This window comes from Mesorhizobium sp. BR1-1-3 (assembly GCF_020165455.1).
GTDB lineage: Bacteria > Pseudomonadota > Alphaproteobacteria > Rhizobiales > Rhizobiaceae > Mesorhizobium > Mesorhizobium ciceri.
Genome location: NZ_JAIUIC010000008.1, coordinates 61,970 through 87,880, shown reverse-complemented (window position 1 = coordinate 87,880; position 25,911 = coordinate 61,970). Strand labels below are relative to the sequence as shown.

26 protein-coding genes and 1 tRNA gene are annotated in these 25,911 nt (G+C 63.3%); 14 read left to right on the top strand and 13 right to left on the bottom strand.

All coding sequences use genetic code 11. From position 1 onward, the window contains the following. The first annotated feature begins 10 nt into the window (after nt 1-10). From LB559_RS19050 to LB559_RS19025, 6 genes are all read left to right on the top strand, one after another. Nucleotides 11-790 (top strand): ABC transporter ATP-binding protein, encoded by a 780-nt coding sequence (locus LB559_RS19050; protein ID WP_013528529.1) that lies wholly within the window; start codon nt 11-13, stop codon nt 788-790. After that, nucleotides 783-1,493: an ABC transporter ATP-binding protein gene (locus tag LB559_RS19045; protein ID WP_127369551.1), complete on the top strand. Its 711-nt coding sequence runs from the start codon at nt 783-785 to the stop codon at nt 1,491-1,493. Before LB559_RS19050 ends, LB559_RS19045 begins: the two co-directional genes overlap by 8 nt. Nucleotides 1,494-1,500: 7 nt before the next feature. Continuing rightward, entirely contained in the window at nt 1,501-2,388 is an 888-nt protein-coding gene (locus LB559_RS19040) for a branched-chain amino acid ABC transporter permease (RefSeq protein ID WP_224674722.1), read from the top strand. A gap of 22 nt (nt 2,389-2,410) precedes the next feature. Next, complete coding sequence (locus tag LB559_RS19035; protein WP_024502115.1) at nt 2,411-3,382, top strand: branched-chain amino acid ABC transporter permease; 972 nt, start codon at nt 2,411-2,413, stop codon at nt 3,380-3,382. Between the two features lie 27 nt (nt 3,383-3,409). Beyond that, complete coding sequence (locus LB559_RS19030; RefSeq protein WP_024502114.1) at nt 3,410-4,057, top strand: class I SAM-dependent methyltransferase; 648 nt, start codon at nt 3,410-3,412, stop codon at nt 4,055-4,057. 91 nt (nt 4,058-4,148) lie between these two features. Beyond that, nucleotides 4,149-5,207, top strand: a complete 1,059-nt coding sequence (locus LB559_RS19025) for an aminopeptidase (RefSeq protein WP_224674721.1) — start codon at nt 4,149-4,151, stop codon at nt 5,205-5,207. 86 nt (nt 5,208-5,293) lie between these two features. On the opposite strand, the gene LB559_RS19020 is transcribed toward LB559_RS19025, so the two are convergent. The 9 genes from LB559_RS19020 to LB559_RS18980 form a co-directional block, all read right to left on the bottom strand. Further along, the gene (locus LB559_RS19020) at nt 5,294-5,527 is read right to left on the bottom strand and encodes a hypothetical protein (RefSeq protein ID WP_224674720.1); all 234 of its coding nucleotides are present in this window, start codon (nt 5,525-5,527) and stop codon (nt 5,294-5,296) included. 104 nt (nt 5,528-5,631) lie between these two features. Beyond that, nucleotides 5,632-6,015 (bottom strand): VOC family protein, encoded by a 384-nt coding sequence (locus LB559_RS19015; protein ID WP_024502110.1) that lies wholly within the window; start codon nt 6,013-6,015, stop codon nt 5,632-5,634. Between the two features lie 95 nt (nt 6,016-6,110). Next, a complete protein-coding gene (locus tag LB559_RS19010) occupies nt 6,111-7,091 on the bottom strand; it encodes a 2-dehydropantoate 2-reductase (RefSeq protein WP_013528521.1) in 981 nt (326 codons plus the stop codon). Between the two features lie 2 nt (nt 7,092-7,093). Beyond that, on the bottom strand, nt 7,094-8,620 hold the full coding sequence (locus LB559_RS19005; protein ID WP_224674719.1) for an acyl--CoA ligase: 1,527 nt from the start codon (nt 8,618-8,620) through the stop codon (nt 7,094-7,096). A gap of 88 nt (nt 8,621-8,708) precedes the next feature. Then, nucleotides 8,709-10,295, bottom strand: coding sequence for a gamma-glutamyltransferase (ggt, locus tag LB559_RS19000; RefSeq protein ID WP_224674718.1), 1,587 nt, complete (start codon nt 10,293-10,295; stop codon nt 8,709-8,711). Between the two features lie 64 nt (nt 10,296-10,359). Continuing rightward, entirely contained in the window at nt 10,360-11,160 is an 801-nt protein-coding gene (locus tag LB559_RS18995) for an ABC transporter permease (protein WP_127369843.1), read from the bottom strand. After that, the gene (locus LB559_RS18990; RefSeq protein WP_224674717.1) at nt 11,157-12,083 is read right to left on the bottom strand and encodes an ABC transporter permease; all 927 of its coding nucleotides are present in this window, start codon (nt 12,081-12,083) and stop codon (nt 11,157-11,159) included. The genes LB559_RS18995 and LB559_RS18990 overlap by 4 nt, the downstream gene beginning before the upstream one ends. Continuing rightward, on the bottom strand, nt 12,083-13,165 hold the full coding sequence (locus tag LB559_RS18985) for an ABC transporter ATP-binding protein (protein WP_224674716.1): 1,083 nt from the start codon (nt 13,163-13,165) through the stop codon (nt 12,083-12,085). Before LB559_RS18985 ends, LB559_RS18990 begins: the two co-directional genes overlap by 1 nt. 82 nt (nt 13,166-13,247) lie before the next feature. Continuing rightward, nucleotides 13,248-14,288: an ABC transporter substrate-binding protein gene (locus tag LB559_RS18980; RefSeq protein WP_224674715.1), complete on the bottom strand. Its 1,041-nt coding sequence runs from the start codon at nt 14,286-14,288 to the stop codon at nt 13,248-13,250. Nucleotides 14,289-14,517: 229 nt separating this feature from the next. On the opposite strand from LB559_RS18980, the gene LB559_RS18975 reads away from it, so the two are divergent. Together LB559_RS18975 and LB559_RS18970 are read left to right on the top strand one after the other, a co-directional pair. Continuing rightward, nucleotides 14,518-15,219, top strand: a complete 702-nt coding sequence (locus LB559_RS18975) for a GntR family transcriptional regulator (RefSeq protein WP_224674714.1) — start codon at nt 14,518-14,520, stop codon at nt 15,217-15,219. A 124-nt stretch (nt 15,220-15,343) separates the two neighbouring features. Beyond that, the gene (locus tag LB559_RS18970; protein ID WP_027161123.1) at nt 15,344-15,913 is read left to right on the top strand and encodes a TMEM175 family protein; all 570 of its coding nucleotides are present in this window, start codon (nt 15,344-15,346) and stop codon (nt 15,911-15,913) included. 28 nt (nt 15,914-15,941) lie between these two features. Here LB559_RS18970 and LB559_RS18965 read toward each other — a convergent pair whose 3' ends face one another. Together LB559_RS18965 and LB559_RS18960 are read right to left on the bottom strand one after the other, a co-directional pair. After that, nucleotides 15,942-16,700, bottom strand: coding sequence for an SDR family NAD(P)-dependent oxidoreductase (locus LB559_RS18965; protein ID WP_224674713.1), 759 nt, complete (start codon nt 16,698-16,700; stop codon nt 15,942-15,944). 275 nt (nt 16,701-16,975) lie between these two features. Further along, nucleotides 16,976-17,869: a LysR family transcriptional regulator gene (locus tag LB559_RS18960; RefSeq protein ID WP_063173508.1), complete on the bottom strand. Its 894-nt coding sequence runs from the start codon at nt 17,867-17,869 to the stop codon at nt 16,976-16,978. A 55-nt stretch (nt 17,870-17,924) separates the two neighbouring features. Between LB559_RS18960 and LB559_RS18955 the strand changes: the two genes are divergently transcribed. The 3 genes from LB559_RS18955 (at nt 17,925) to LB559_RS18945 (ending at nt 20,889) form a co-directional block, all read left to right on the top strand. Then, nucleotides 17,925-19,262, top strand: a complete 1,338-nt coding sequence (locus LB559_RS18955) for an MFS transporter (protein ID WP_318014173.1) — start codon at nt 17,925-17,927, stop codon at nt 19,260-19,262. Further along, a complete protein-coding gene (locus tag LB559_RS18950; protein WP_013528508.1) occupies nt 19,253-20,347 on the top strand; it encodes an alpha/beta hydrolase in 1,095 nt (364 codons plus the stop codon). The genes LB559_RS18955 and LB559_RS18950 overlap by 10 nt, the downstream gene beginning before the upstream one ends. 74 nt (nt 20,348-20,421) lie before the next feature. Next, a complete protein-coding gene (locus LB559_RS18945; protein WP_224674712.1) occupies nt 20,422-20,889 on the top strand; it encodes a cyclophilin-like fold protein in 468 nt (155 codons plus the stop codon). A gap of 364 nt (nt 20,890-21,253) precedes the next feature. Here LB559_RS18945 and LB559_RS18940 read toward each other — a convergent pair. Continuing rightward, nucleotides 21,254-21,330: transfer RNA gene (locus tag LB559_RS18940), tRNA-Arg, on the bottom strand. A 323-nt stretch (nt 21,331-21,653) separates the two neighbouring features. Beyond that, nucleotides 21,654-23,156, bottom strand: a complete 1,503-nt coding sequence (locus LB559_RS18935) for a sensor histidine kinase (protein ID WP_013528506.1) — start codon at nt 23,154-23,156, stop codon at nt 21,654-21,656. A 278-nt stretch (nt 23,157-23,434) separates the two neighbouring features. On the opposite strand from LB559_RS18935, the gene rpmH reads away from it, so the two are divergent. The 3 genes from rpmH to yidC are packed head-to-tail and all read left to right on the top strand — an operon-like array spanning nt 23,435 to nt 25,765. Continuing rightward, nucleotides 23,435-23,569 carry a 50S ribosomal protein L34 gene (rpmH, locus tag LB559_RS18930; RefSeq protein WP_008833937.1) on the top strand — a complete coding sequence of 45 codons (135 nt, stop codon included), beginning with the start codon at nt 23,435-23,437 and terminating at the stop codon, nt 23,567-23,569. A 16-nt stretch (nt 23,570-23,585) separates the two neighbouring features. Beyond that, a complete protein-coding gene (rnpA, locus tag LB559_RS18925; protein WP_013528505.1) occupies nt 23,586-23,939 on the top strand; it encodes a ribonuclease P protein component in 354 nt (117 codons plus the stop codon). A gap of 14 nt (nt 23,940-23,953) precedes the next feature. Then, nucleotides 23,954-25,765, top strand: a complete 1,812-nt coding sequence (gene yidC / locus LB559_RS18920; RefSeq protein ID WP_063170936.1) for a membrane protein insertase YidC — start codon at nt 23,954-23,956, stop codon at nt 25,763-25,765. Nucleotides 25,766-25,911 lie beyond the last annotated feature (146 nt).

The window sequence follows — 25,911 nt, the reverse complement described above, 5'->3', positions numbered from 1 at the left end:
GGCGCGGCCGATGGCGCCGACTGACCTGGACGCGAACGAGCCGCGGGTTGTGCTTTCCGCCCGCGGGTTGCGACGCGACTTTGCCGGCTTCATCGCCGTCAAAAACGTCGATCTCGATGTCCGCCATGGCAACATCCATGCCCTGATCGGACCCAACGGCGCCGGCAAGACGACCGTCTTCAACCTGCTCACCAAGTTCCTGGCGCCGACCAGCGGCAGGATCGAGCTGCTTGGCCACGACATCACCCGCACCTCGCCGGCCAGGGTTGCGCGGATGGGGCTGGTGCGCTCGTTCCAGATATCGGCGATTTTTCCGCACCTCAGCGTGCTCGACAATGTCCGCGTCGCGCTGCAGCGGCCGGGTGGTCTTGCCGTTCAATTCTGGCGCTCGCTCGCGGCGCTCGACCGGCTGACCCCGCGCGCCGAGGAATTGCTGCGCTCGGTTGGTCTCGACGACGCCAGGAACAGGCTCGCCGGCGATCTTTCCTATGGCAGGAAACGCGTGCTGGAGATCGCCACGACGCTCGCGCTCGATCCGAAAGTGCTGCTGCTGGACGAGCCGATGGCCGGGATGGGGCATGAGGACGTGGCCACGGTTTCCAGCCTCATCCGTTCGGTTGCCAGGGATCGCGCCGTGCTGATGGTTGAGCACAATCTGACCGTGGTGGCCGACCTTTGCGACTGGATAACGGTCATGCAGCGCGGCGAGGTGCTGGCCGCTGGCGACTACGCCACCGTTAGCCGCGACGAGCGCGTCAAGATCGCCTATATGGGCACCGCCGATGACTAGTGCCGCACCTCTGCTTGCCGTCACCGGCCTCAACGCCTGGTATGGCGAGGGCCATGCGCTGCACGGTGTCGATCTGGAAGTGTTTGCCGGCGAGACGGTCACGCTGCTCGGCCGCAACGGCGTCGGCAAGACGACGACGCTGCGCGCCATCATGGGGTTGATCCGCAAGCGGACCGGCCGGATCGCCTTCGACGGCAAGGACCTGATGCGGCTGCCGCTGCACCGCACCGCCCATCAAGGCATCGGCTTCGTGCCGGAGGAGCGCGGCATCTTCGCAACGCTGACCGTGGACGAGAATCTGATTCTGCCGCCGGTCGTCGCGCAGGGCGGCATGAGCGTCGAGGAGATATTCGATCTGTTCCCCAATCTGAAGGAGCGGCGCAACAGTCCCGGCACCAGGCTGTCGGGCGGCGAACAGCAGATGCTGGCGATCGCGCGCATGCTGCGAACCGGCGTGAAGATGCTGCTTCTCGACGAACCGACGGAGGGGCTCGCTCCCGTCATCGTGCAGCGCATCGGCGCGTTGCTGGCGACGTTGAAAAAGCGCGGCATGACGATCCTGCTGGTCGAGCAGAACTTCCGCTTCGCCAGTCGCGTCGCCGACCGTTTCTACCTGATGGAGCACGGCAAGGTGGTGGCGGGGTTTCCGGTCGGCGAACTGCCGGACCGCATGGCGCAGCTCCACGAAGTCCTGGGTGTATGATGGCGCCATGACGATGATCTTCGGAATCCCGGTTCAGGCCTTCCTCGGCCAGTTGCTGGTCGGCCTGATCAACGGCTCGTTCTACGCCATGCTGAGCCTGGGCCTGGCCGTCATATTCGGCTTGCTGCGCGTCATCAATTTCGCCCATGGCGCCCAGTATATGTTCGGCGCCTTCGTCGGCTACCTGCTTCTCACCCATCTCGGCATCGGCTATTGGCCCGCTTTGATCCTTGTGCCGCTGATCGTTGGCGTCTTCGGCGTCGTGGTCGAGCGCCTGGCGCTGTCGAGGCTGTACAATCTCGATCCGCTCTACGGGCTGCTCTTCACCTTCGGCCTCGCGCTCGTGCTCGAAGGCATCTTCCGCTATTATTACGGCGTCTCGGGAAACCCTTACGCCGTGCCGCCGCTGCTTGCCGGCGGCACCAATCTCGGCTTCATGTTCCTGCCCAACTATCGCGGCTGGGTCGTGGTCGCCTCGCTGATCGTCTGCTTCGGCACCTGGGCGCTGATCGAGAAGACCAGGCTTGGATCCTATCTGCGCGCGGCAACCGAGAATCCCCGTCTCGTCCAGGCTTTCGGCGTCAACGTGCCGTTGCTGCTGACCCTCACCTACGGCCTTGGCTCCGCGCTGGCCGGGCTTGCCGGCATTCTAGCAGCACCGATTTATCAGGTGAGCCCGCTTATGGGATCGGACCTCATCATCGTCGTCTTCGCGGTGGTGGTGGTCGGCGGCATGGGATCGATCCTCGGTGCGATCGTCACCGGCTACATGCTTGGCCTCGCCGAGGGCCTGACCAAGGTCTTCTACCCCGAGGCCTCCAATCTCGTGGTCTTCGTCATCATGGCCATCGTGCTTCTGGTCCGGCCGGCTGGCCTGTTCGGAAGGGACGCTTGACATGTCGGAAGGGACATCTGACATGACCGAACTGACGCTTCGCGAGGCATCGGCCAAAACCTCGGCACGGCTGGAATGGATGCTGGTCGGGCTCGGCATCCTGGCGCTGCTGGTAGCGCCTTTCCTGATCTATCCGATCTTCCTGATGAAGATGCTGTGTTTCGCGCTGTTTGCCTGCGCGTTCAATCTTCTGCTCGGCTATACCGGGCTCTTATCGTTCGGCCACGCCACCTTCTTCGGCGGCGCCGCCTACTTCACTGCGCATGCCGTCAAGGTCTGGGGCTGGCCGCCGGAAGCCGGCATTCTGCTCGGCATGGCGGGTGCGGCCTTGCTCGGCCTTGTCATGGGCTTTTTCGCAATTCGCCGGCAAGGCATCTATTTCGCCATGATCACGCTGGCGCTGTCGCAGATGTTCTTCTTCTTCTGTGTGCAGTCGCCCTTCACGCAAGGCGAGGACGGCATTCAGGGCGTGCCGCGCGGCATGCTGCTTGGCGTCCTCGACCTGAACGTCTCGCTGAACATGTATTACTTCGTGCTGGCGGTGTTCCTGATCGGCGTCTTCGCCATCTGGCGCATCGTCAACTCGCCGTTCGGCATGATCCTGCGCTCGATCCGCGAGAACGAGAACCGCGCCATTTCGCTGGGCTATTCCGTCGCCAACTACAAGCTGGGCGCCTTCGTCATGTCGGCGGCCCTGGCCGGGCTGGCCGGCTCGCTCAAGGCGATCGTTTTCCAGTTCGCCACGCTCACCGACGTCACCTGGCAGATGTCGGGCGAGGTGATCCTGATGACGCTTCTCGGCGGCATCGGCACCATGGTCGGGCCGATCATCGGCGCCAGCCTTGTCATTGGCCTGGAAAACACGCTTGCCACTTCCGGCTTTCCGGTGACCATCGCCACCGGCCTCATCTTCATGGTGTGCGTGCTGATCTTCCGGCGCGGCATCGTCGGCGAATTTTATGCGCGGATTTTCAAGCGGGCGGGCAAGGACTGAGCACCGGAATCTGGGGGCCGCACGCCAATGTTGGACAACTACGCGGTGGACGGGTTTGGCGTGATCCACCAGGTCGACTCCAAACCGATCAAGTATGACAAGCAGTATATTTCCTATTACGAGGACCTGAGTGACCGGACCATCAAGCTCGGATATCAGCGACTCGGCTGGGTGCTGGGGATCACTGGCGAGATTCCCCGGTCCGTGCTGGAGATTGGATATGGCACCGGCACATTCATCGAAGCCGCGAAAATAACCGGGGTCGCCGACTGCGCCGGCTGCGACATAACCAGGTTTCCGCTGCCCAAGGGCGTCCGCTTCGTCGATTGGGATGAGGCGCTCTCCAGCTCGTGGGATCTCGTCGCCATGTTCGATGTGCTTGAGCATATCCCGGATCTGGGTTTCCTCGCCCGGCTTAAGGCCCGCTACCTGGCCGTCGCCGTCCCTTATTGCCGCTGGCGCGAGCTCGGCGCCGACGGCGACGCCTGGTTCCGGACGTGGCGTATGCGTCTTCCCGACGAGCACCTCCACCACTTCGATCGTGACTCGCTGGTGGCACTCCTCGCACACAGCGGCTTCGAATGCATGACGCTGAACTGCTTCGAGGACGGGATCAGACTGCGCCCTGGGGAAGTGGGTCCGAATATCCTGTCCGGATTCTTTAGAAAGCTATAGACCTCGATCAAATCGATGCGGCTGCTTGGGACCTGGGGCAATCGCGACAATCGCCCGATCGGTACGGGAGCACTGCTGTGGGCAAATCGTGATGCGCGCATTCTTTCGATTGGTTGCCGTTATGATCGTGGTGTCCGGTGTGACCGGCTGCACCAGTGTTTCATATTATGCGCAATCCGTGCAGGGTCATCTGCGGATCATGACGGCGCGCCAGGATGTCGGAAAACTGATCGAGGACCCTTCGACGCCGAAGGCATTGCGCGCTCGAATGGCATCGGCGAGCGCCATACGACAGTTCGCAACGGATAAACTGGCGCTGCCCGACAACAGCAGCTACCGCAGCTATGTCGATATCGGTCGGGATTCGGTGACATGGGCCGTCTTCGCCGCGCCGGCATTCTCGCTGACGCCGCGAACATGGTGTTTTCCCGTTTTCGGCTGCGTGCCCTACCGGGGGTATTTCTCCAGGAAGTCCGCAATTGAAACCGCTGCCGAACTTCAAGGACAGGGCATGGATGTCTATGTGACGGGCATCACCGCATATTCCACGCTTGGCTGGTCGAGTGACCCGCTGCTGAGCACGATGTTCAGCGAGGATAAAACCTATCTTGCAGGGCTGGTGTTCCATGAACTGGCCCACCAGCGCGTCTACGTGCACGACGATTCCGCATTCAACGAGTCGTTCGCTGTCGCCGTCGAAACGACCGGCGTGAGAAAATGGCTGCGCGCGGCTGGCGATACCGCCGCATTGCGCCGTTACGAAGCCGCCCGGAGGCGCAAAGCTGAATTTCTTGCGCTGGTGTCGCAAACACGGGACGAGTTGGCGAAAGTCTATTCCAACGCCGGAACCTCGGAGCAAAAACTGGCCGCGAAGACGACCGCGATCGAACGGCTGCGGATGCGCTACCGACACATGCGCGACAGGCGCTGGGGCCGATACCGGGGATACGATGCCTGGTTCGCTTCCCCGATCAACAATGCAAAGCTCGCCGCGACTTCCGTCTATAGCGATCGGGTGACCGCGTTTCTCCGCCTGTTCGATCTGTGCTCGGGCGACTATGTCAGGTTCTATGCGTCGGTCCGACGGATTGGCGCACTGGACCAAGCTCACCGTGCCGAAGCCCTTGCGGCGGCGGATAGCTGTTATTGAGCCGGCCAAATGGGAGGGCTCGGAGCGTCGGAGAACATGCGTCCGAAACCAACCAATCACACGGTTGAGATCGCCCGTGCGCGGTTCTACTGGTCCGAAAACTTCACGGTCACGCCACGCTGCCGAAAATAAGCCTGCATCAACTTGCGGCCCGAGCGGTTGTTCTGCGCCAGCTTGGTCGGATCGAACACCGCCTGTTTGATCCCCTCTCGCGTCAGCGCCGCCTTAAGCGCCGCAATATGTGTGTCGATGTCGGCATTGTCCGCCCGGAGCGAGGCATAGATGCTCTCGGTCGCCTCGGCCACGGTCAGTTCGCTCATTGGTGTCGTCCTTTGGTTGGTTGGGCGGCGCTTAGCACAGATTCGCGGTCCGCCGATACCGAGACCGTCAGTACAAAGCGCCCATCGTGAAATCGAACCGTTCCTTATGGGGCTTCGTAGAGTTCCAGCGGCAATCCATCCGGGTCCCTGAAAAAGGTAAACCGTTGGTCTGTGTATGGATCGATCCGGATTGGCTCGACGGCAACGCCTGCGGCTTCCAGGCGGATAATCACGGGATCAAGATGAGCCACCGCGAATGCCAGATGTCTCAGGCCTGTAGCCTCTGGGTGGGACGGCCGCATCGCCGGTGCAGGGAAGGAGAACAATTCCAGTTGGGCCGACCCGATCCGCAGATCCGCCTTCCATGACTGCCGCTCCTCCCGATAAACCTCCCGGACCAGATCGAGGCCGAGGAGTTCGACGTAGAACCGTCGCGACCGGTCGTAGTCGGTGCAGATGAGCGCGACGTGGTGAATGGCGTTCAGCATGCTGCTAACCCTGGTCAAGCTGGGAGATGAGGCCAAGGCGCTTCAAGGCCTGGATCGTCGCGCCCTCGCCACGGTGCTGATCAACCCCGAGCCCATTATCCATAACACCCGCGTTCCACCGCCAGCCGCCGCACCAGCGCCAGCACGGCATCGATGGTCGGGGTCGGCTTGTCCGTTAGCCTGCCAAGTTCCTGCACCGCGCTCACCAGCGCGTCGATCTCCATCGGCCGGCCACGCTCCAGGTCCTGCAGCATCGAGGTCTTGTGCTCGCCGACATCGCCGGCGCCCTTGATGCGCCGATCGACCGCGATGGGAAAACGCACGCCGAGGCTTTCGCCGATCGCCTGCGCCTCCAGCATCATGGTGCGGGCGAGCGTGCGGGTGCCCTCGTCGGCAACGATCGCGGCAAGCGTGCTGCCGGTCAGCGCCGAGATCGGGTTGAAGGAGAGATTGCCCCACAGTTTTACCCAGATCTCGCTGCGGATGTCTTCGCGCACCGGCGCCTGCAAGCCGCCCTTGACCATCTCCTCGGCCAGAAGCGTGACCCGTTCGCTGCGCTCGCCCGAGGGTTCGCCGAGCGAGAAGCGTTTGCCCTCGACATGGCGGATGAGCCCCGGCGCATCGACCTCGACCGCGGGATAGACGACCGAGCCGATGACGCGGTCCGGTCCAATCCGCTGCCAGATCGCGCCGCCGGGATCGACCGCGTTCAGCCTGGTGCCTTCGAGTGGCCCGCCGACGCCGTGGAAATACCACCACGGCACGCCGTTCTGCATGGTGACGACTGATGTGTGGTCCCCAAGCAGCGGTGCGATCTGGTCGAGCGCCGGGGTGAGGGAATGGGCCTTCAGCGCCAGCACGACATAATCCTGCACGCCAAGTTCCTCGGCCTTGGCGGCGGCCCGGACGGGGACGGACGTCTCCTGGCCATCCTCGATCAGGCGCAGGCCATCTGCCTTGATCGCTTCCAGATGGGCGCCGCGCGCGACGATCGAGAGATCGGTGCGGCCGGCGGCGGCAAGCTTGGCAGCGAGATAGCCGCCGATCGCACCGGCGCCGAAGATGGTGATCTTCATCGTCAAAGCCCGAGTTTGGCGGCAAGGCCGATGCGCTGCAATTTGCCGGTCGCGCCCTTGGGGATCTCGTCCAGGATCAGGATCTTGCGCGGCACTTTGAAGTCGGCAAGCCGCGTCGCGGCATAGGTGCGGATGTCGCCCTCGGTGGCGCTGATGCCTTCGCGCAGCACAACCGCCGCCGCCACCTCCTCGCCAAGCTTGCCATGCGGCATGGCGAAGGTGACGACCTGCGCCACCGCCGGATGGTCCATCAGCACATCGTCGACCTCGAGTGGCGAGATCTTTTCGCCGCCGCGATTGATGATCTCCTTGAGCCGACCGGTGACCCTGAGATAGCCGTCCCCGTCCAGCACGCCCTGGTCGCCGGTGTGGAACCAGCCATGCGCGAAAGCCGTGGCGTTGGCATCCGGGTTCTTTTCGTAGCCCGTCGTGACATTGGGCCCGCGGATGACGATCTCGCCGGTCTCGCCTGCATCGAGCAGCCGCCCGTCGGGCGCCATCACAGCCACCTCCGGCCCGGCGGAGGCACCAACGCTGCCGGGCTTGCGCTGGCCCGGCGGCAGCCGGTTCGAGGCCATCTGGTGAGCCGCCTCGGTCATCCCGTAGGATTCGATCACTGGGCAGCCGAAGGTCGCTTCCAGCTCGGTCATGACCTGCGCCGGCAGCGACGCCGAGGACGAGCGGATGAAGCGCAGGCGCGCCGCCGCCAGCGCCTCGGTGTTGCGCGCCGCGCGGGCCAGGATCGCCTGATGCATGGTCGGCACCGCCGTGTACCAGCTCGGCTGCGCCTCGCTCAGCCACTGGAAGAAGCGCAGCGCGTTGAAACCCGGCGTGCAGTAGATGCTGCCACCGGCAGCCAGCGACGACAGCACGGCCGCGATCAGGCCGTGAATGTGGAACAGCGGCATGATATTGAGGCAACGGTCATCGGCCGTCAGGCCAAGGGTGCCGCCGATATGGGCTGCCGAGGCCGCGATGTTGGCATGGCTGAGCGGCACCAGTTTTGGACGCGATGTCGTGCCGGAGGTATGCAGCAGCAGCGCAATGTCGCTGTCTTGCGCCATGTCTGGCGCGGCCTTCGGTCCGATCGCCGCGCCCTCGATCGTGAAGCTGCCGGCCGGTGTGTTCGGCTGCACGACAAGCCGCAGCACGCCGATGCCGAGGCGTTCGGCCACCGTCACCGCGGGGCCGGTCTCACCCTCCGCGACGAGGATCGCCTTGGCGCCGATGTCAGTCAGGTAGAAATCGAGCTCGTCGGCCCGGTAGGCGGGGTTGAGCGGCGCCGTCGAGGCGGCGGCCGCCACGGCGACGAAGGCGGTGGCCATCTCGGGCCCGTTAGGCAGCACGATCGCCACCCTGTCGCCGCGGCCGATGCCGCGCGCATGCAGCTGTTTTGCCGTGTCGGCGATCAGGCTGCGCAATCCGCCATGGCTGAGCGTTGCCCTGTCGGGCGCCAGAATGGCGGGGGCGTCGTCGGCGCCGGCGGCGAGACGGCGGGAGAGATCTGCGTGGGTTTCAGTTTGGGTCATGATCACCGGCTGGATTTCGAACGATTACTGGCGAGAGCCCTTCTGACGGGCTTGCCTCGATATGGGCGCCATTGGACAACGGATCGCCTCAATAGCCAAGCGCCAAACCATCCTTGCGCGGATCGGAAGCGCCGGTCAGCGTCCCCTTCTCCCAGTCGATCAGCACCACTTGCCCGCCGCCAAGCGGATGATGCGGTTCGGCGATGCGGTGGCCGCGCCGGCGCAGGCCCTCGGTTGCATCAGTGGGAACGCCACGCTCGGCTTCCACTGTGTCATCGTTGTAAAACACCCTCGGCGCATCCAGTGCCTGCTGCGGGTCCATGCCGAAATCGATCATGTTGGTGAGCAGGTGGACATGGCCAAACGGCTGGTAACCGCCGCCCATGACGCCGAACGGCATCACCACGCGGCCGTTCTTCGTCGCCATGCCCGGCATGATCGTGTGCATCGGCCGCTTGCCCGGCGCGATCGCGTTCGGATGCGCCGGCTCGAGGCGGAAGCTCGAACCACGGTTCTGCAGCACGATACCGGTCTTCGGGCCGACGACGCCACTGCCGAACGAATAATAGGTCGAGTTGATGAAGGAGACCGCGTTGCGGTCGCGGTCGACGATGGAGATATAGACCGTGTCGCTGCCGGGCAGCTCGACGCGCGGCAGATGCGTCATGGCGCGGTCGCGGTCGATCTCGGCGCGTAGCCGGTCGGCATAGGCGCCGGACAGGAGCTGCTTCAGGGGCACCGGGACATGGTCCTGGTCGCCGACATAGCGGTCGCGGTCGCGGTAAGCCAGGCGCCCGGCCTCGATCTCCAGATGCAGGCGTTCGGCGCCATTGGGGTCGAGCCCGCCAAGCTCGAAGCCCGACAGCAAATTGAGCATCAAAAGCGCCGTCAGCCCCTGATTGTTCGGCGGCATCTGGTGGATCTCATGGCCGCCATAGGAGGTGCTGACCGGCGCCACATAGTCGCCTCTGGTCGCGGCAAAATCCTCGGCCGTATGAAGTCCGCCCAATTCGTTAAGCCGGCTCACCATATCGTCGGCGACCGCGCCTTCGTAGAAACCGGACCGGCCGTGTTTGGCGATGATGCGCAAGGTCGCCGCCAGTTCCGGCTGCCGATGGACGTCACCCGCCTTCGGCGCCCTGCCGCCGGGCAGGAAGATGCGCGCGGCATGCTCGTCGGCCGACAGGTCGGTCTCCGGCTCGGCCCAGTCGAAGGCGACGCGGTCGTGCACGACATAGCCGTTCTCGGCATAGTGAATGGCCGGCGCCAGCGCCTCGGCAAGGCCCTTGCGGCCATGGTCTTCGAGCAGGCGGCTCCAGGCGTCGACGGCGCCCGGTACGGTGACCGCATGCGGACCCTGCAGCGGGATGCGGTCGAAGCCTTTTTCGAGATACCAGCCGACCGTCGCCCTGGCCGGCGCTCGCCCCGAGCCGTTGAAGGCCAGCACATTGCTTTGTCCTCCGGGAGAATAAAGCACGAAGCAGTCGCCACCGATGCCCGTCGATTGCGGCTCGACCACACCCTGCACGGCGGCGGCGCAGACCGCGGCGTCCATGGCATTGCCGCCGGAGCGCAGCATGTCGATGGCCGCGAGCGTTGCAAGCGGATGCGAGGTCGCGGCAACCGCCTCGGTGGCACGAACCGGCGAGCGGCCGGGAAACTGGAAATCACGCATTCTGTCTGAATATCCCCTAGTCACTTCTGCAAATTGGTCACTTCTGCGAATTGATCTGGTGAAATCAATGCCGCCGGCCGAAGATCTGCGCAACCGACAACAGCACGACCGACAGAACGATCAGGCAGGTCGAGATGGCGGCGATCGTCGGGTCGATCTGGTCGCGCAGCGCATTGAACATGCGGCGCGTCAATGTCGTCGTCTCGCCGCCCGAGATGAACAGCGACACCACCACTTCGTCGAAGGAGGTGATGAAGGCAAACAGCGCGCCCGAGACAATCGAGAAGCGGATCTGCGGCATCGTCACCTGCCAGAAGGCGGCGACGCGGCCGGCGCCGAGGCTGCGCGCCACGCGCTCCTGGTTCATGTCGTAGGAGCGCAATCCTGACAGCACGGTCAGCACCACCAACGGCAGCGCCTGCACCGTATGCGCGATGACCAGGCCGGTCAGCGTGTTGTTGAGGCCGATGCGCGCATAGAGAAAGAAGGTGCCGATGCCGATCAGGATCACAGGGACGATCAGCGACGCCGTCAGCAGCGCGTTGATGGTGCCGTTGAAGCGCAGCGTGCCCCGGTTGATGGCATAGGCGGCCGCGGTGCCGAGCGGCGTCGCCACCAGCACGGTCATGACAGCCACCTTGACCGAGACGATCGTGGCATCGCGCCACTCCAGCGACCCGAAATAGGCCTGGTACCAGCGCAGCGACCATTGCTGCGGCGGGAATTGCAGCAGCGTCGAATCGGAAAACGACATGATGACGATGATGATCGACGGTGCGATCAGGAACAGCAGCACGAGGCCGCCGAAGCAATAGAGCCATAGGCGTTGCCGGTGCGAGATAGGCAGGCCGAGATCCCTACTCATCTCGAACTCCACACGCCGGTGGCACGCGCGCCGAGCAGCCACTGGAACAGGCCGAGAAGCGCCAGCGTCACCACCAGCAGCACCACGCCCAGTGCTGCACCCGCGCCCCAGTTTGAATAGAGGCTGGTGGTCTGTTCCATGCGCATCGCCCACATGATGACCTTGCCGCCGCCCATCAAAGCCGGCGTGACGAAGAAGCCCAGGCAGAGCACGAAGACGATGACCACGCCCGAGGCGAGGCCTGGCAGCGACAGCGGAAAGAAGATCTGCCGGAAGGTGGCAGCCGGGCCGGCGCCGAGATTCATGCCGGCGCGCAGGCAGTCGGTGTCGATGGTCTTCATCGAAGCGTAGAGCGGCAGCACCAGGAACGGCAGCAAGATATGCGTCATGCCGATGACGACGCCGGAAAAATTGTTGGCGAGCGATAGCGGCTGGCTGATGATTCCGAGATCGATCAGCCAGCTGTTGATCAGTCCCTTGCGCTGCAGGATCACCAGCCAGGCATAGGTGCGCACCAGAACCGATGTCCAGAACGGCAGGATGACGAAGATCAGGCAGATCGACGCCGCCCGGCGCGGCAGTTGCGACAGCATGTAGGCCAAGGGATAGCCGAGCAGCACGCAGGCGCCGGTGACGATGAAGGCGACCTTGAAGGTGGTGATGAAGGTCTTGATGTAGGAGGCCTGCTCGAACAATCGCGCATAATTGGCGGCGCTGAAGCCGCCCGCTTCGTCGAACAGCGACAGCCAGAACAGCCAGCCGATCGGCACGATGATGATGGCGAAGACCAGAAGCAGGCTTGGCGACAACAGCGCCAGCAGCCGTAGTGATTCACGCCGGGCGTCGGCGTGAAGTCCCTGCGTGTTGAGCTCCCGGCCTGCGGCGCTGCCGATCTCTTCCATGAGGGCGGGCTGCGCGCTCATCAGTCTGCCGCCACCAGGATCGTGTCCTGCGCATCGAGACCGAATGAGACTGGCTGGCCGGGCGCCGGCATTTTGGCCAGCACATCGCTGCGGCAGTAGTCGCGCAAAGTCAGCTGGCGGCCGTCGCGCAACGCCGCGTAGCAGACGAAGCTGTCGCCCTGATAGATGATGTCGCTGACTTTCGCCTCGAGCACGTTGACGCCGCTTGTCGGTTCGGCGTCTGCCAGGAGCCGCAGCTTTTCCGGCCGCACCACCATCAGGTGCTGGCCTGCCGCCGGCACTGGTGCCGCGGTATGGATTCTCCGGTCCTCGTACCAGACGGAGCCGTTGCGGCACTCGACCGGAATGAAATTCGATTCGCCGATGAAGCCGGCTACAAATCGCGTTTGCGGCCTGGCGTAGAGGGTTTCAGGCTTGTCGAGCTGTTCGATGCGCCCGGCGTTCATGACCGCGATGCGGTCGGACATGGTGATGGCTTCGCGCTGGTCGTGCGTGACATAGACGGTGGTCATGCCGAGCCGGCGATGCAGGGCGCGCAGCTCGATCTGCATGTGCTCGCGCAGGCCCTTGTCGAGCGCCGACAAGGGTTCGTCCATCAGCACGATGCGCGGCTCGAAGACGATGGCGCGTGCCAGCGCCACACGCTGTCGCTGGCCGCCGGAAAGCTGGTCGACCCGGCGTTCGCCCAGGCCCTGCAATTTCACCAGATCGAGCGCCTTCTCGACACGTTCGGCCGTCTCGGCGGCGGCGACGCCGCGCTGCTTCAGCGGAAAGGCGATGTTGTGGAAGACGTTCATGTGCGGAAACAGCGCGTAGTTCTGGAACACCATGCCGATGTTGCGCTTGTGCGGCGGCGTGGTGATGATCTCGTCGCCGCCGACCTTGATCGAGCCGGCATTGGCCCGCACGAAACCGGCCAGGATCATCAGCAGCGTCGTCTTGCCGGAACCGGAAGGGCCGAGCAGCGTCAGGAATTCGCCGGCCTCGACATCGAGGTTAAGGTCGCGCAGCACCGGGACGCTGCCAAATCGTTTCTCGATCCCGCGCATGTCGATGGGCAACGCGGATGGCGCAATGGACAAGATTTTTCGCTCCTTAGCCGCAGAGAACAGGTGGCGAGGCAGTGGCTGGTTACGCTGCCCGCCGTAAGCTTGTGTCCGCGGCCTATTGCTGGACCAGATTGTTGAACTTCTCCGTCGCCTCGACCAGATTGTCGCGCCAGAACTCGGCGTCCTGCAGCACCTGTTTCTTGACGTTTTCGGGCGCCGAATTGATGTCCTTGATCCTGTCCTGCGGGATCTTGCCGGTCTCGAAAGCCTTCTCGTTTACTGGGCCATTGTCGACGTAGAGCGGCAGATTGGCCTGCAGCTGCGGGCTGACGAACATCGCAAGCGCCTTCATCGCGGCTTCCTTGTTCTTGGCACCCTTGGGGATGACCATGCAGTCGGCGGTCAGCACGCCCTGGTCGAAGGAGAAACTGACCGGCGCGCCTTCCTTCTTCAAGGTGCCGGCGCGGCCGTTCCAGATGCTCGCCATGTCGACTTCGCCATCCTTGACCAATTGCATGGCCTGAGCGCCGGAGGTCCACCAGGCGTCGACATGGCCACGGATCTTGTCGACGGATTTCAGCGCGCCGTCGACATCCACGGGATAGACCTTGTCGATCGGCAGGCCCGAGGCGAGAGCCGCGACGCTCAGCGTTTCGGTCGCCTGGCTGCCGCTCAACGCGCGCCGTCCCGGAAACTTTTCCACGTTCCAGAAGTCGGCCCAGGTCTTGGGGCCTGTGTCGCCGAACACATCAGTCCGATAGATCAGCACGACGGAGGTGTAGGATATGCCTACCCAGTCGTCATGGACGAGCTTGGGGTTGATGCCGCTCTTGTCGATAATGCCGTAGTCGAGCTTCTCGAACAGCCCTTCCTTCGAACCGCGCGCGCATTCGTCGGCGCCAAGTTCGGTGATGTCCCATTTCACTGCATTGCCGGTCACCTGCAGTCGCACGTCGTCGAGCCCGTTGGTGGTGTCTTCCTTGATGGTGATGCCGAGCGCGTCGGCGGTCGGCTTGAAGAACGCCTTGGTCTGCGCTTCCTGGTAGGTGCCGCCCCACGAGGCGACGGTGATGGTGTCGCCCGCCATGGCGGGGGCCGCCAGCGAGGCCATGAGGCCCGCCATCGCAACGATACTAACGCTTCTGGTCCTGTTCATTTTTTCGGCTCTCCACCGGTGTTCCCATTGTTTTTGATTTCGCATGCTATTTTGTATACAATTTTGAATGTAGCTTGGGGATCAGCGATGTCAACACCGATCGGCGCGCCTGGGGCCGTCAACCCGGGGGGAGATGGGGCGCCGGGGCGTGGCAAACCGCGCCGACTTTGAATACAGCTATGCGTGAGAACATATGCCGGCGGAAAGACCGGAGAACTGGAAACGGAACTTGGCCAAGGAAACCAAAAACACGCTGCGCGACTCGGTCTATTCCGCGCTCAAGGCGATGATCGTGACCGGCCAGATCCCGCCGGGATCGCGCGTCACCGAGAACGACATCGCCGCAAAACTCAATGTCAGCCGCACGCCGGTGCGCGAGGCCTTCAATCGCCTCGAGCGCGACGGCCTGGTCACCGGCCGGCCGCGCCAGGGCTATGTCGTCACCGAGTTCGACATCAACATGTTCCGCGAGGCCTTCGAGATCCGCGAACTGCTCGACGGCCACGCGACGGAACTGGCCGCCGCTGCTGCGACGGAACAGGACAAGGCGCGGCTGCGTGCCATGCTGGCCGAATGCGAGCGGCTGGCCGCCATTCCGGAGCGCACCACGCACGAAAAATTCCAGGAGCTCGAAGTCGGCATCGACCTGCACCGCGTCATCGCCGAAATCAGCGGCAATGCGATGCTGCATGGCATGCTGTGCGGCATCCTCGACAAGTGCCAGCACTATGTCTGGACCGAACTGTTGTGGCTCGACGAATGGAAGATCGCCCGCGACGAGCATGCCGAGATCGTCGAGGCGATCTGCGCAGGCGATGCCGCCCGAGCCGGCACGCTGGCCCGCGCCCACGTAAGGGGCTCGCGCGACAATGTGCTGCGCCTGCTGCAGGCGAAATCGGACTACCAGAGTTTTCTGGCCAAGGCGTCCTGAGCGGCGCTGGTGGCGGCGTCAGATGGTCCGAGCGGCCATGGATATTGCTATCGACAGCACTACTATATGTCTAACGAACTGCGACGAGGACGGTCCAGTGCTTCCCTCGACAGGGCTCGATCGGTTGAGCGCATTTTCGGATGGCGTGTTCGCCGTCCTCATCACGGTGCTGGTCCTCGACTTGCGCCCGCCGGAGTTGCCGACGTTCAAGGCGCTTCTGGAGCTCTGGCCGACATGGCTGAGCTACAGCGTCAGCTATCTCTTCATCGCCATCGTCTGGGCGAACCATCATCATCTGTTACGCCACGCCAGGGAGGCGACAGCCAGCCTGATGTGGTACAATTTCGCGCATCTGTTCTCGGTTTCGCTGCTGCCGCTGGCGACCGCGTGGATGGCGGTCAGCGAGCTGGCGCCGCAGCCGGTCGCCTTCTATGCCGCCGTCTTCTTCCTGGTGAACCTGACCTACATTCTTCTGATCCGCGAACTCATCGACCCGATGCCGGAGAACGCGGTTCCGCTCGCGGTGCGCAAGCGCATGCGCATCCGGTCGCTCGCGACGCTCTGCCTATTCGCGCTGGCGGGGCTGGTCGCCCTGAAATATCCAGTCGCGGGCTTGGCGATCTGTTGCTGCTGCTTGGCCGTCTATCTCAGGCCGGAAGCGCCGGGGGCAGGCAAAAGCTCGGGCAAAGGCTGAATTCTCGCACCCGACGCGTTGGACGGCTTCAGCCCTTGCGCTCCTGAAGGCTGTTGCCGCCATCGACCACCAGCAAGGCGCCGTTGACATAGCTGGCGCCTTCCGAGGCCAGGAACACGACCGCGGCGGCCACCTCATCCGGTCGCCCGGCCCGCGCCGGCGGCGTATTCAGGGCGGCTTGCCGCTCCATCTCGCTCGACGACCCTGTTTCGATCCAGCCGGGAGCCACCGCGTTGGCCGTGATGCCGTTTTTCGCCACTTCGAGCGCCAGCGTGCGTGTCAGGCCGACCATGCCGGCCTTGGCGGCGGAATAGGCTGATGTGCCCTCGAAAGACACCAGCGGTCCGGTGACCGACGCCACATTGACGATACGCCCGTAGCCCGCTTCGACCATCGCCGGCAGAAACGCCTTGGTGACGAGGAATGCCGTCTTCAGGCTGACGTCGATCCCCTGATCCCAGTCGGCCTCGGTCATGGCGAGAAACGCCTTGTCGACCGATGGCGATGCCAGCGAGCCCATGCCGGCATTGTTGACAAGGATATCGACCGCGCCGACATCGGCCCGCAACCGCGCGACATCGGCAGCGATGGTGAGATCGGCGACCACGGCCTTGGCGTCGATGCCTTCTGCACGGAGCTCAACGGCACGATCGAGCACACGCCCACTGGCGCCGGTGAGAAAAACGGCATGGCCGGCATGGCCGAGCTGGCGGGCAATGGCGAAACCGATGCCGTCGGCCGCTCCGGTCCCGGTGATCAAAGCGCGCTTGATGGGGGTAGAGGTCATGGTCAAATCAGGCTCCGCTGGTTGCGCCTGTCGCGGTCTTACCACGCACATTGGGGTGATGGCGCTGCGAAGATTTGCTCTGCAACATCCCGCCGCTGTGCGTTCTCGACGTGCGAAGACGAGCCGAACGAGGCGTGGCGATAGAGCGGGCGTGGGAAGGACGATCTTGATGCCCGAGATCCGGAAAATACCGTATCTTCCGCAGGTGGGTGCTATGCGAGCGGGGCGAAACGGGCTCGGCGTGCAGCCAATCGCGCGGGTTAGATCCTCTTGTCTCAATTCCGATGTCGTAGCGCGTCGACGATGACCTTGAACGCGGGAAGATTCTGACGACGGCTCGGATAATAGAGGAAATAGCCGTCGAAGAACGGCGACCAATCGTCGAGGACCTGCACCAGCAGGCCCGAGGCGATGTGCCGCTCCACGATGTTCTCGGGCACATAGGCGATGCCGTAGCCGTGCACGGCTGCGTCGATCATGGCATAGGAATTGTTGAAGGTCAGCTGGCCGTTTACCCGGACGCGCAACGCCTGCCCATCCTTCTCGAACTCCCATGCATAAAGACCGCCGGCGGTCTCGTGACGCATGTTGATGCAGACGTGGCGGATCAGGTCCTGTGGGTGCTCAGGCACACCACGCGCGGCGAAATAGTCGGGAGAAGCCACGGCCACCAAACGCCAGTCCGGACCAATTCGGACCGCGATCATGTCCTTCTCGACGCTCTCTCCCAACCGGACGCCCGCGTCGAAGCCCTCCTCGACGATGTTGCGGAACGTGCTGTCCAGGATCAGTTCGACACCGATATCGGGATAGGCGCTGAGGATCGGCTTCAGCTTGGGCCAAACCACGCTTTCAAGCGCGTGGTCGGACAGCGTCAGCCTGATCGAGCCCGAGGGTTTTTCACGAAACGCCATCAACGCGGCGATCTCATCCTCGATTTCGCCGATGCGCGGGGCGATCGTCTGTAACAGCCGCTCGCCTGCGGCGGTCGTCGCGACATTGCGCGTGGTGCGGGTCAGGAGGCGTATGCCCATTTGCGCTTCGAGCTGCTTGATCCTGTGACTGAGCGTCGACTGCGCGACGCCGAGCTTTGCCGCCGCCTTGGTGAAGCTGCGCTCCTCGGCGACGGCCTGAAACCACGTCAGTTGATTGAGGTCGGTTTTGGCCATGAGCTTCTCTCGTTTGCCATGCCGCAGCACATTATTCGATGTGGTCGATTAGTTCATGCGCATTTCGATGGCTAATCGCTTTATGGCAAAGCCACTAGTTTTGCGTTGCAACAATTCAGCAGGAGCAAACGACATGGCGATTGCCGCCGCAACCGATGCGGATAGCAAACCGGACGCCGCCTGGGGCGCGGTTCTTTCGATGGCACTGTGTGTGGCAATGCTGATCGCCTCGGAATTCATGCCGGTCAGCCTGCTCACCCCCATGGCCGAAGGATTGCGCGCAACTGAGGGACAGACCGGACAGGCGATATCGATCAGCGGTCTTTTCGCCATAGCGGCGAGCATGGTCATCACCACTGCCGCTGGAACGCTGAACCGCAAATGGGTCTTGGTCGCGATGACGGCTTTCATGCTGTTGTCACTGGTTCTGGTTGCGGCGGCCCCGAATTTCTCCGTGCTGATGCTCGGTCGAGGCCTGTTGGGCATCTGCATCGGCGGCTTCTGGGCACTGGCCACCGCCGTCATCATGCGGCTGGTCCCTGAAAGGGATGTGCCGCGCGCGCTCGCCTTGATGTATGGCGGACAGGCGATCGCTGCGGCCTTCGCCGCGCCGATCGGCAGCTATCTCGGCGCCGTGTTCGGCTGGCGCGCTGTGTTCTGGGCGCTGACGCCAATCGTCGCCATCAACCTCGTCTGGCACTTGATCGCGCTGCCGTCGTTGCCCGCGCGCCAGCGGCAGGATTTCCGGACGATGTTCGGCCTGCTGAAGCGCCCCCATTTCCTGCGCGGCCTTATTGCCTCGATGTTATCCTGGGGCTCGGCCTTCACCATGTTCACCTATCTCCGCCCCTTCCTGGAGCAGGTGACGGGCGTCAACGTGGGGACGCTCTCGATCCTGTTGCTTGTACTGGGCTGTGCGGGCTTCCTCGGAACATGGGCGGCAGGGCGTATCGTGAGCGGCAATGTCGCACCGCTGCTGCGGTTGCCCGCGCTGCTGATGGGCGGTTGCACGCTGGGACTCCTGCTTCTCGGCGGTTCGGTAGCCGCCGCCGGCCTCTTCCTTGCTCTCTGGGGCGCGGCGAACACCGCAATGTCTGTGATCTGGATGACGTGGATGTCCCAAAACGCGGACGATGCGCCGGAAGCCGCCGGAAGCCTGATGGTCGCAGCCATCCAGGCGTCGATCCTGCTCGGTGCCGTGGTCGGCGGGCTGCTGCTGGATGGCATGACGGTCTTCGCGACCTTCGCCGGCAGCGTGGTTCTCGCCGGCCTTGCAATCGCCCTGATCGGCAATGGCCGGCGGTTGCTGAAGCCCGGACGCCCCGCACTGACGTTCGTTCAACGAACTGCCCAATCCCAATTCATACCAACAGGAGATCGGAAATGCCCATGAATACCCCTGACACGAAAAATTCGGCAAGCGTCATCCACCGGCGCGAACTGTTGAAGTTGACCGGCGCAGGCGTCGCCGCCTTCGGTGCAGTTTCAATATCCAACCCCTTCAAAGCAAAGGCTCAGAATATGTCAAAGCAATGGGATAAGGTCTTTCCGCTCAGCGATAAGATCGATCACGAGAAGATCACATTCAAGAACCGCTACGGCATCACACTGTCGGGTGATCTCTATCTGCCGAAGGACCGGGCCGGTGGACGTCTGCCGGCGCTTGCCGTCGGCGGTCCGTTCGGCGCTGTTAAGGAACAATCCTCTGGCCTTTACGCGCAGACGATGGCCGAGCGCGGCTTCGTCGCACTGGCTTTCGATCCGTCCTACACCGGCGAAAGCGGCGGCGAGCCGCGCAATCTCGCTTCGCCGGACATCAACACCGAGGATTTCAGCGCGGCCGTCGACTATCTCGGCCTGCACGCCGCCGTCGACCGTGAGCGCATCGGCGTCATCGGCATCTGCGGCTGGGGCGGTATGGCTTTGAATGCCGTCGCCGCAGACAAGCGCGTCAAGGCCGTGGTGGCGAGCACCATGTACGACATGACCCGTGTTATGTCGAAGGGCTACAACGACAGCGTGACCCCCGAACAGCGCGCACAGACATTGGAGCAACTGGGTCGGCAGCGTTGGACGGATGCGGAAAACGGCGCGCCAGCCTATCAACCACCCTACAACGACCTGCACGGCGGCGAGGCGCAGTTCCTGGTCGACTACCATGACTATTACAGGACGCCGCGCGGCTACCATGCGCGCGCGGTCAACTCAGGCAATTCCTGGACGCAGACCACGCCGCTGTCGTTCATGAATATGCCGATCCTGACCTACATCGCGGAAATCTCGCCGCGCCCGATCCTGTTCATCCATGGCGAAAAGGCCCATTCGCGCTACTTCAGCGAAACCGCCTTCGCGGCAGCGGCGGAGCCGAAGGAACTCATGATCATTCCAGGCGCCAGCCACACCGATCTTTACGACAAGGTGGACGTGATCCCGTTCGACAAGCTGACCAGCTTCTTCAACCAGCATCTCGCTGCCTGACCAGGTCGTATCGTCGAAGGGTGCGGCCGTGTGCAGGAACGATGGACATGGCCGCACCGACCGGGAGACTTTAAATGACACGCGCCGCCGTATGGCTTTCACGCCGCACCTTGCTGGCAGGTGCTGCCAGCCTCGCGCTCCCCTCTTCGGTGCGCTCTCAGACCGACGCCACGGATAGGAAAGGAGCCACCATGCGCCTTAGATTCATCTTCGGGGATCAGGATTTCACGGCGACGCTGGAGGACAATCCTTCCGCGCACGATCTGGTCTCGATCCTGCCGCTGGATCTGACGATCGACGACTATTCGACCAACGAGAAGATCGCCTACCTGCCGCGCAAGCTCACCGAGGAAGGCAGCGGTCGCTTCGGCAACGAGGCGACTGGCGATCTCTGCTACTACGCCCCCTGGGGCAATCTGGCGATGTTTCATGGTCCCTACCGCTGGTCGCGCGGTCTGATCCGGCTCGGGCGACTGGCCCAGGGCCCGGCGCCGCTTCTGACGCGCGGAGAACATCCGCTGCGCGTCGAAATGCTTTCCTGAACCCGGGAAGGCCGCTGCGCATGGGGACAATGCCGCGGATGCCGGAAAACCGAAGCAGGTTTCGAGTGACTGACGCACGCCGACCAAGTGGCATGAGCGCCTGCTGACCTCGATCCATGATCTGATACAAATGATGCTCGCCTATCGGGAGATCGCTGTTAGATCGTCGTCGGCACCATCCACATCAATCACCGCTTGGAACTCCGCTCCGGCCGCGTCGGAACTCCGCCAATCTGAAGAGATTCGAACTCTTTACTGCCTAACGCCGCCGTTTCTACGCTTTTTCGCTCGCAGGCTATTCCCCGCTCGTCGCGTAGGCACCAATTCGGCAGCTATATCGTCGCAGGGAAACGATGAATGGTTTTGGCGCGCCCGAAGAGATTCGAACTCCTGACCCCCAGATTCGTAGTCTGGTGCTCTATCCAGCTGAGCTACGGGCGCGCAACAGGCCATGCTTTCCATGACCCCGCGATCCGATCGTGAACGACCGGTCGCGACGAGACGTGTTCCCTAGCGACTGAATTTCCGAAAAGCAAGCCGATCCGGTAAAAGTTTTGTCGCAGGCGTGTCATCCGGCAATGACAGCTCGCTTCTCGGCGCCTCAAAACAACCAAAGCGCATCGTGTCTGGGTGGTTCAGACGATGCGCTTTCCATGCATGCCGGCCTCTCAGGGCAAAAGGCCGTTTCGCGAGCGACATGTTTCTGGAAGGAAGGGGTGAGACCGAAAAGCTAGGTGTTGCCAAGCGGAAACCGGTCAAGAACCTCACGCCGGGCGGCGCAGGCCGTTGCGGGCCTGGTCGAGCCGGACCGGCTGGTCGGGGATGGTGACGGCGAATGTGGTGCGCCCGCCAATGCTCTCGACCAGCTCGACCGTGCCGCCGTGCGCGCGGATCAGTTCGTGCGCGATCGCCAGGCCAAGGCCGGTGCCGCCGCTGCGCGCCGAGCCGCGAAAGGCCGCGAACAGGTTTTCGCGCGCCTTGGGCGGCAGGCCGGGGCCGGTGTCGCTGACGGCGATGCGGCTGACGCTGCCCAGGCGCACGGCCGACACCGCCAGGCGGCGCACCAGGGCGCTTTCACTGTCGGCCGCCATCGCCTGCACGGAATTCCGGCACAGATTGGTCAGCACCCTGAACAACTGGTCGGAATCGGCATCGACCTCGAAGGCCGGCTCGACCGAATTGACGAACTCGATGCCTTGCTCGATGTCCAGCAGGCCGTGCACGTCCTCGACCAGTTGCCGCAGCCTCAGGCGTCGGCGCGCCGGCGGCGGCTCCTGCGTGCGGCCGTAGTGAAGCACGCCTTCGGAATAAGACACGGCGCGGTCGAGCGCGCGCAGCAGTTTCGGCGCGAAGGCCTGCACCGTCGGATCCTTGACCTGACGCAAGCGGTCCGACATCAGCTGCGCGGAAGCCAGGATGTTGCGCATGTCATGGTTGATCTTGGAAACCGCCAGGCCGAGATCGGCAAGATGCTTCTGCTCGGAGAGCATTTTTTGCAGCCGTTCCTGCATCTGCGACAGCTCGCGCTCGGCAACGCCGATCTCGTCGGCGCGGGCAGCCGGATGGATGATCCGCCCGGGATCGTCAGGGGCTTCGGAGAAAGACAGCATCGAGCGCGTCATCGTCCGGATCGGCCCGATCATGATCAGGTCGATGGCGGCGTAGACCAGCATGGCGGTGAACAGCGAGATCAGCAGCGAGACGAAGGCGACGTTGCGCGAATAGCGCAGCATCGCGTTGCGCAGGCTGTTGTCGGGCATGATCAGCTCGAACTCCTTGTCCGAGTCGCCGACCGGACCGAAGACGCGCAGCATACGGTCGCCGCCGAAAAACAACGTGTCGAGCGCGCCGGTCATGCCCTTGATCATGCCGATCGAGGCGATATCGATGTGTTCGTCGACCTTCGGCGGCATTTCGGCCACCACCAGCAGCCGCGAGACGCCGCCGTCGCGCACCGCGATCGCCTTGGCGCCGATCGCCATCAGCACGTCGTTCTGCGCCGTGCGCGACAGCGAGGTGGGTTCACCCTGCACCAGCACGATCGACACCGCCGCCGCCGTGCTCAGCCGCTCCTTCAGCCAGTTCAGCCGGTAGCTGGCGATCCAGGGCAGGAAGATCAGCACTTCGGCCAGCAGCACGAAGACGATGGTCAGTAGCAGCAGCTTGGTCGACAGGCCGCGCGACAGCGGCACCGTGCGCACGCTGGCCGGCGCCTCGGTGGACCCCGCCGTGCCGATCCCTTCCTGTGCCTGTATGGTTTCGCTCATGCGGCTAATGTCTTCACGATCACTTGATCAACGCAGATTAGGCGATTACGGCTTTTTTGCCAATTTCATCCTTGGTCGCAAACATAAACCGGCCTGAATGGCGAAGCTTTCGGCCCGACGACTCCGGATTGACTTCCAAAAGCCTTCTTTCTATAAGCCCGCACACGCTCGGGCCATTCGTCCCGGCGCGGTTTCGATCGCGCCAAAGCCGGCCCGGCAAAGCTCCTGTTACACAGTGACAGAATCAAGAAGGGCCGCACCCCGCGGTATTAAAACAAATGAAGCGTACCTACCAACCGTCCAAACTCGTCCGCAAACGTCGGCACGGCTTTCGTGCCCGCATGGCCACCAAGGGTGGTCGCGGCGTCGTCGCAGCTCGCCGCAACCGCGGTCGCAAGCGGCTCAGCGCCTGAACGGAAGACGAGATCGTTGCCCGCATCCGGCAAGCCAGTGGGACCAAATCCCAAGCGGCTTCTGAAGCGCGCGGAATTCCTGGCTGTCCGTCGTGGTGAAAAACGACGCGGGCGGCTTTTTCTCGTCGAAGTTCTCGACCGCGGCGACGGCCTGTCGCCGCGCGTCGGCTACACCGTCACCAAGAAGGTCGGCAATGCGGTTGTCCGCAACCGCGTCCGGCGGCGGCTGCGAGAAGCCGTCCGTACGCACGCCGCAAGTGACATGGCGCCTGGCAATGACTATGTCATCGTCGGGCGCGAAGACGTGCTTACCACTCCGTTCGGCCAGTTGAAGGCCGAACTCTCCCGCCGACTGCGCGGAACACGATAGGCCAAGGGCTTTCGATGGAAAACAACCGGAACTTCTTCATCACCATCGCGCTGTCGGTGCTGATCCTGGCGGTATGGCAATATTTTTATGTGTTGCCGCGCAGCGAAGCGCAGCGCGAGGCCGCCCGCGTCGAACAGCAGCGCGTCGAGGAGCAGAAGAAGGCCGCCGGCACCAGTCCCGGTACCGACACCGGAACGCCCGCCGCCCCTGGCGCCATTCCCAACGCACCCGGCACCGATGCCGTGACGCCGGCCGGCCGCGAACAGGCGCTCGCCACGACGACCCGCGCGAAGATCGACACGCCGAGCCTCGAGGGTTCGATCAACCTGACCGGCGCCCGTCTCGACGACCTCAAGCTCAAGCACTACACCGAGACGGTCGACAAGAACTCGCCCGAGATCAGCCTGCTCAATCCGGCAGCACTGCCCAATGGCTACTATGCCGAGATCGGCTTCGTCGGCAACGACAAGACCGGCGCGGTGCCCGGTCCCGAAACAGTGTGGGCTGTCGACGGCAATGCGACACTGACGCCGACGACCCCGGTCACGCTGACCTATTCGAACGACAAGGGCCTGACCTTCAAGCGCACCTTTTCCGTCGACACCAACTACATGTTCACGGTGTCCGACACGGTGCAGAATGCCGGCACGGCCGCCGTCTCGCTGTCCAATTACGGCCGCGTCACCCGCTTCGACAAGCCGCTCGTTGCAAGCACCTATGTGCTGCATGAGGGCCTGATCGGCTTCACCGGCACGGAAGGCCTGCAGGAACACAAATACGCGTCCATCGAGAAGGACAAGCAGTTCACGCCGGGCAAGTCGACCGACGGCTGGCTCGGCATCACCGACAAATACTGGGCGGTGACGCTGGTGCCGACCGAGAAGCAGCCGTTCCAGCCGCGCTATGCCTATTTCGAGGACGGCCGCCATCGCTACCAGTCCGACTTCCTCACCGACCCGATCACCGTCGATGCCGGCCAGTCGGCGACGGTGGAGAGCGAGATCTTCGCGGGCGCCAAGGAAGTCGGGAAGATCAACGCCTATGCGGAAGACCGTCATATCAAGCGGTTCGACCTTTTGATCGACTGGGGCTGGTTCCACTTCATCACCAAGCCGATGTTCTGGCTGATCGACACGCTCTACAAATTCTTCGGCAATTTCGGCCTGGCCATTCTCGCCACCACCGTCATCGTCAAGGCCATCTTTTATCCGCTCGCCAACAAGTCGTACGCGTCGATGGCGAACATGAAGAAGGTGCAGCCGAAAATGCTCGAGATCCGCGAGAAATACGCGGACGACAAGATGAAGCAGCAGCAGGCGATGATGGAGCTGTACAAGACCGAGAAGATCAACCCGCTTGCCGGCTGCTGGCCGGTGGCGCTGCAGATCCCGGTCTTCTTCTCGCTCTACAAGGTGCTCTACATCACCATCGAAATGCGGCACGCGCCGTTCTTCGGCTGGATCCAGGATCTGGCCGCGCCCGATCCGACGTCGCTGTTCAACCTGTTCGGCCTGATCCCGGTCACCCTGCCGCACATGCTGATGATCGGCGTCTGGCCGCTGATCATGGGCGTCACCATGTTCCTGCAGATGCGCATGAACCCGACGCCGCCGGATCCGACGCAGGCGGCGATCTTCACCTGGATGCCTGTCATCTTCACCTTCATGATGGCGGGTTTCCCGGCCGGCCTGGTCATCTACTGGGCCTGGAACAACACGCTGTCGATCCTCCAGCAGGGCATCATCATGAAGCGCCAGGGCGCCAAGATCGAGCTGTGGGACAATCTGGTCGCGCTGTTCCGAAAGAAACCATCACCGGCCGAATAGAATGCGCAGCGCTTTCTCCAGCCTTCAAAGCCCCGCCTCGCGCGGGGCTTTTCGTTTAAGCAGCTCCGGCATCACGTTCCCGTGATCGGCGAAACTTGCGCCCCCTCGGCGGCGTGACTGCCTGTGCGTTTCCAAAGGCTATCAAT

Excerpts from the sequence above, each read along its gene's own strand:
- LB559_RS18990 (WP_224674717.1), bottom strand. The coding sequence starts at position 12,083 with ATGAGCGCGCAGCCCGCCCTCATGGAAGAGATCGGCAGCGCCGCAGGC.
- LB559_RS18965 (WP_224674713.1), bottom strand. The coding sequence starts at position 16,700 with ATGACCTCTACCCCCATCAAGCGCGCTTTGATCACCGGGACCGGAGCG.
- yidC (WP_063170936.1), top strand. The coding sequence starts at position 23,954 with ATGGAAAACAACCGGAACTTCTTCATCACCATCGCGCTGTCGGTGCTG.
- LB559_RS18955 (WP_318014173.1), top strand. The coding sequence starts at position 17,925 with ATGCGCATTTCGATGGCTAATCGCTTTATGGCAAAGCCACTAGTTTTG.
- LB559_RS19040 (WP_224674722.1), top strand. The coding sequence starts at position 1,501 with ATGACGATGATCTTCGGAATCCCGGTTCAGGCCTTCCTCGGCCAGTTG.
- LB559_RS19035 (WP_024502115.1), top strand. The coding sequence starts at position 2,411 with ATGACCGAACTGACGCTTCGCGAGGCATCGGCCAAAACCTCGGCACGG.
- LB559_RS18950 (WP_013528508.1), top strand. The coding sequence starts at position 19,253 with ATGCCCATGAATACCCCTGACACGAAAAATTCGGCAAGCGTCATCCAC.
- LB559_RS19050 (WP_013528529.1), top strand. The coding sequence starts at position 11 with ATGGCGCCGACTGACCTGGACGCGAACGAGCCGCGGGTTGTGCTTTCC.
- LB559_RS19015 (WP_024502110.1), bottom strand. The coding sequence starts at position 6,015 with ATGCTGAACGCCATTCACCACGTCGCGCTCATCTGCACCGACTACGAC.
- LB559_RS18945 (WP_224674712.1), top strand. The coding sequence starts at position 20,422 with ATGACACGCGCCGCCGTATGGCTTTCACGCCGCACCTTGCTGGCAGGT.
- LB559_RS19025 (WP_224674721.1), top strand. The coding sequence starts at position 4,149 with ATGCGCGCATTCTTTCGATTGGTTGCCGTTATGATCGTGGTGTCCGGT.
- LB559_RS18995 (WP_127369843.1), bottom strand. The coding sequence starts at position 11,160 with ATGAGTAGGGATCTCGGCCTGCCTATCTCGCACCGGCAACGCCTATGG.
- LB559_RS19020 (WP_224674720.1), bottom strand. The coding sequence starts at position 5,527 with ATGAGCGAACTGACCGTGGCCGAGGCGACCGAGAGCATCTATGCCTCG.
- LB559_RS18980 (WP_224674715.1), bottom strand. The coding sequence starts at position 14,288 with ATGAACAGGACCAGAAGCGTTAGTATCGTTGCGATGGCGGGCCTCATG.
- LB559_RS19045 (WP_127369551.1), top strand. The coding sequence starts at position 783 with ATGACTAGTGCCGCACCTCTGCTTGCCGTCACCGGCCTCAACGCCTGG.
- LB559_RS19005 (WP_224674719.1), bottom strand. The coding sequence starts at position 8,620 with ATGACCCAAACTGAAACCCACGCAGATCTCTCCCGCCGTCTCGCCGCC.
- LB559_RS19030 (WP_024502114.1), top strand. The coding sequence starts at position 3,410 with ATGTTGGACAACTACGCGGTGGACGGGTTTGGCGTGATCCACCAGGTC.
- LB559_RS19010 (WP_013528521.1), bottom strand. The coding sequence starts at position 7,091 with ATGAAGATCACCATCTTCGGCGCCGGTGCGATCGGCGGCTATCTCGCT.
- LB559_RS18935 (WP_013528506.1), bottom strand. The coding sequence starts at position 23,156 with ATGAGCGAAACCATACAGGCACAGGAAGGGATCGGCACGGCGGGGTCC.
- LB559_RS18960 (WP_063173508.1), bottom strand. The coding sequence starts at position 17,869 with ATGGCCAAAACCGACCTCAATCAACTGACGTGGTTTCAGGCCGTCGCC.
- ggt (WP_224674718.1), bottom strand. The coding sequence starts at position 10,295 with ATGCGTGATTTCCAGTTTCCCGGCCGCTCGCCGGTTCGTGCCACCGAG.
- rpmH (WP_008833937.1), top strand. The coding sequence starts at position 23,435 with ATGAAGCGTACCTACCAACCGTCCAAACTCGTCCGCAAACGTCGGCAC.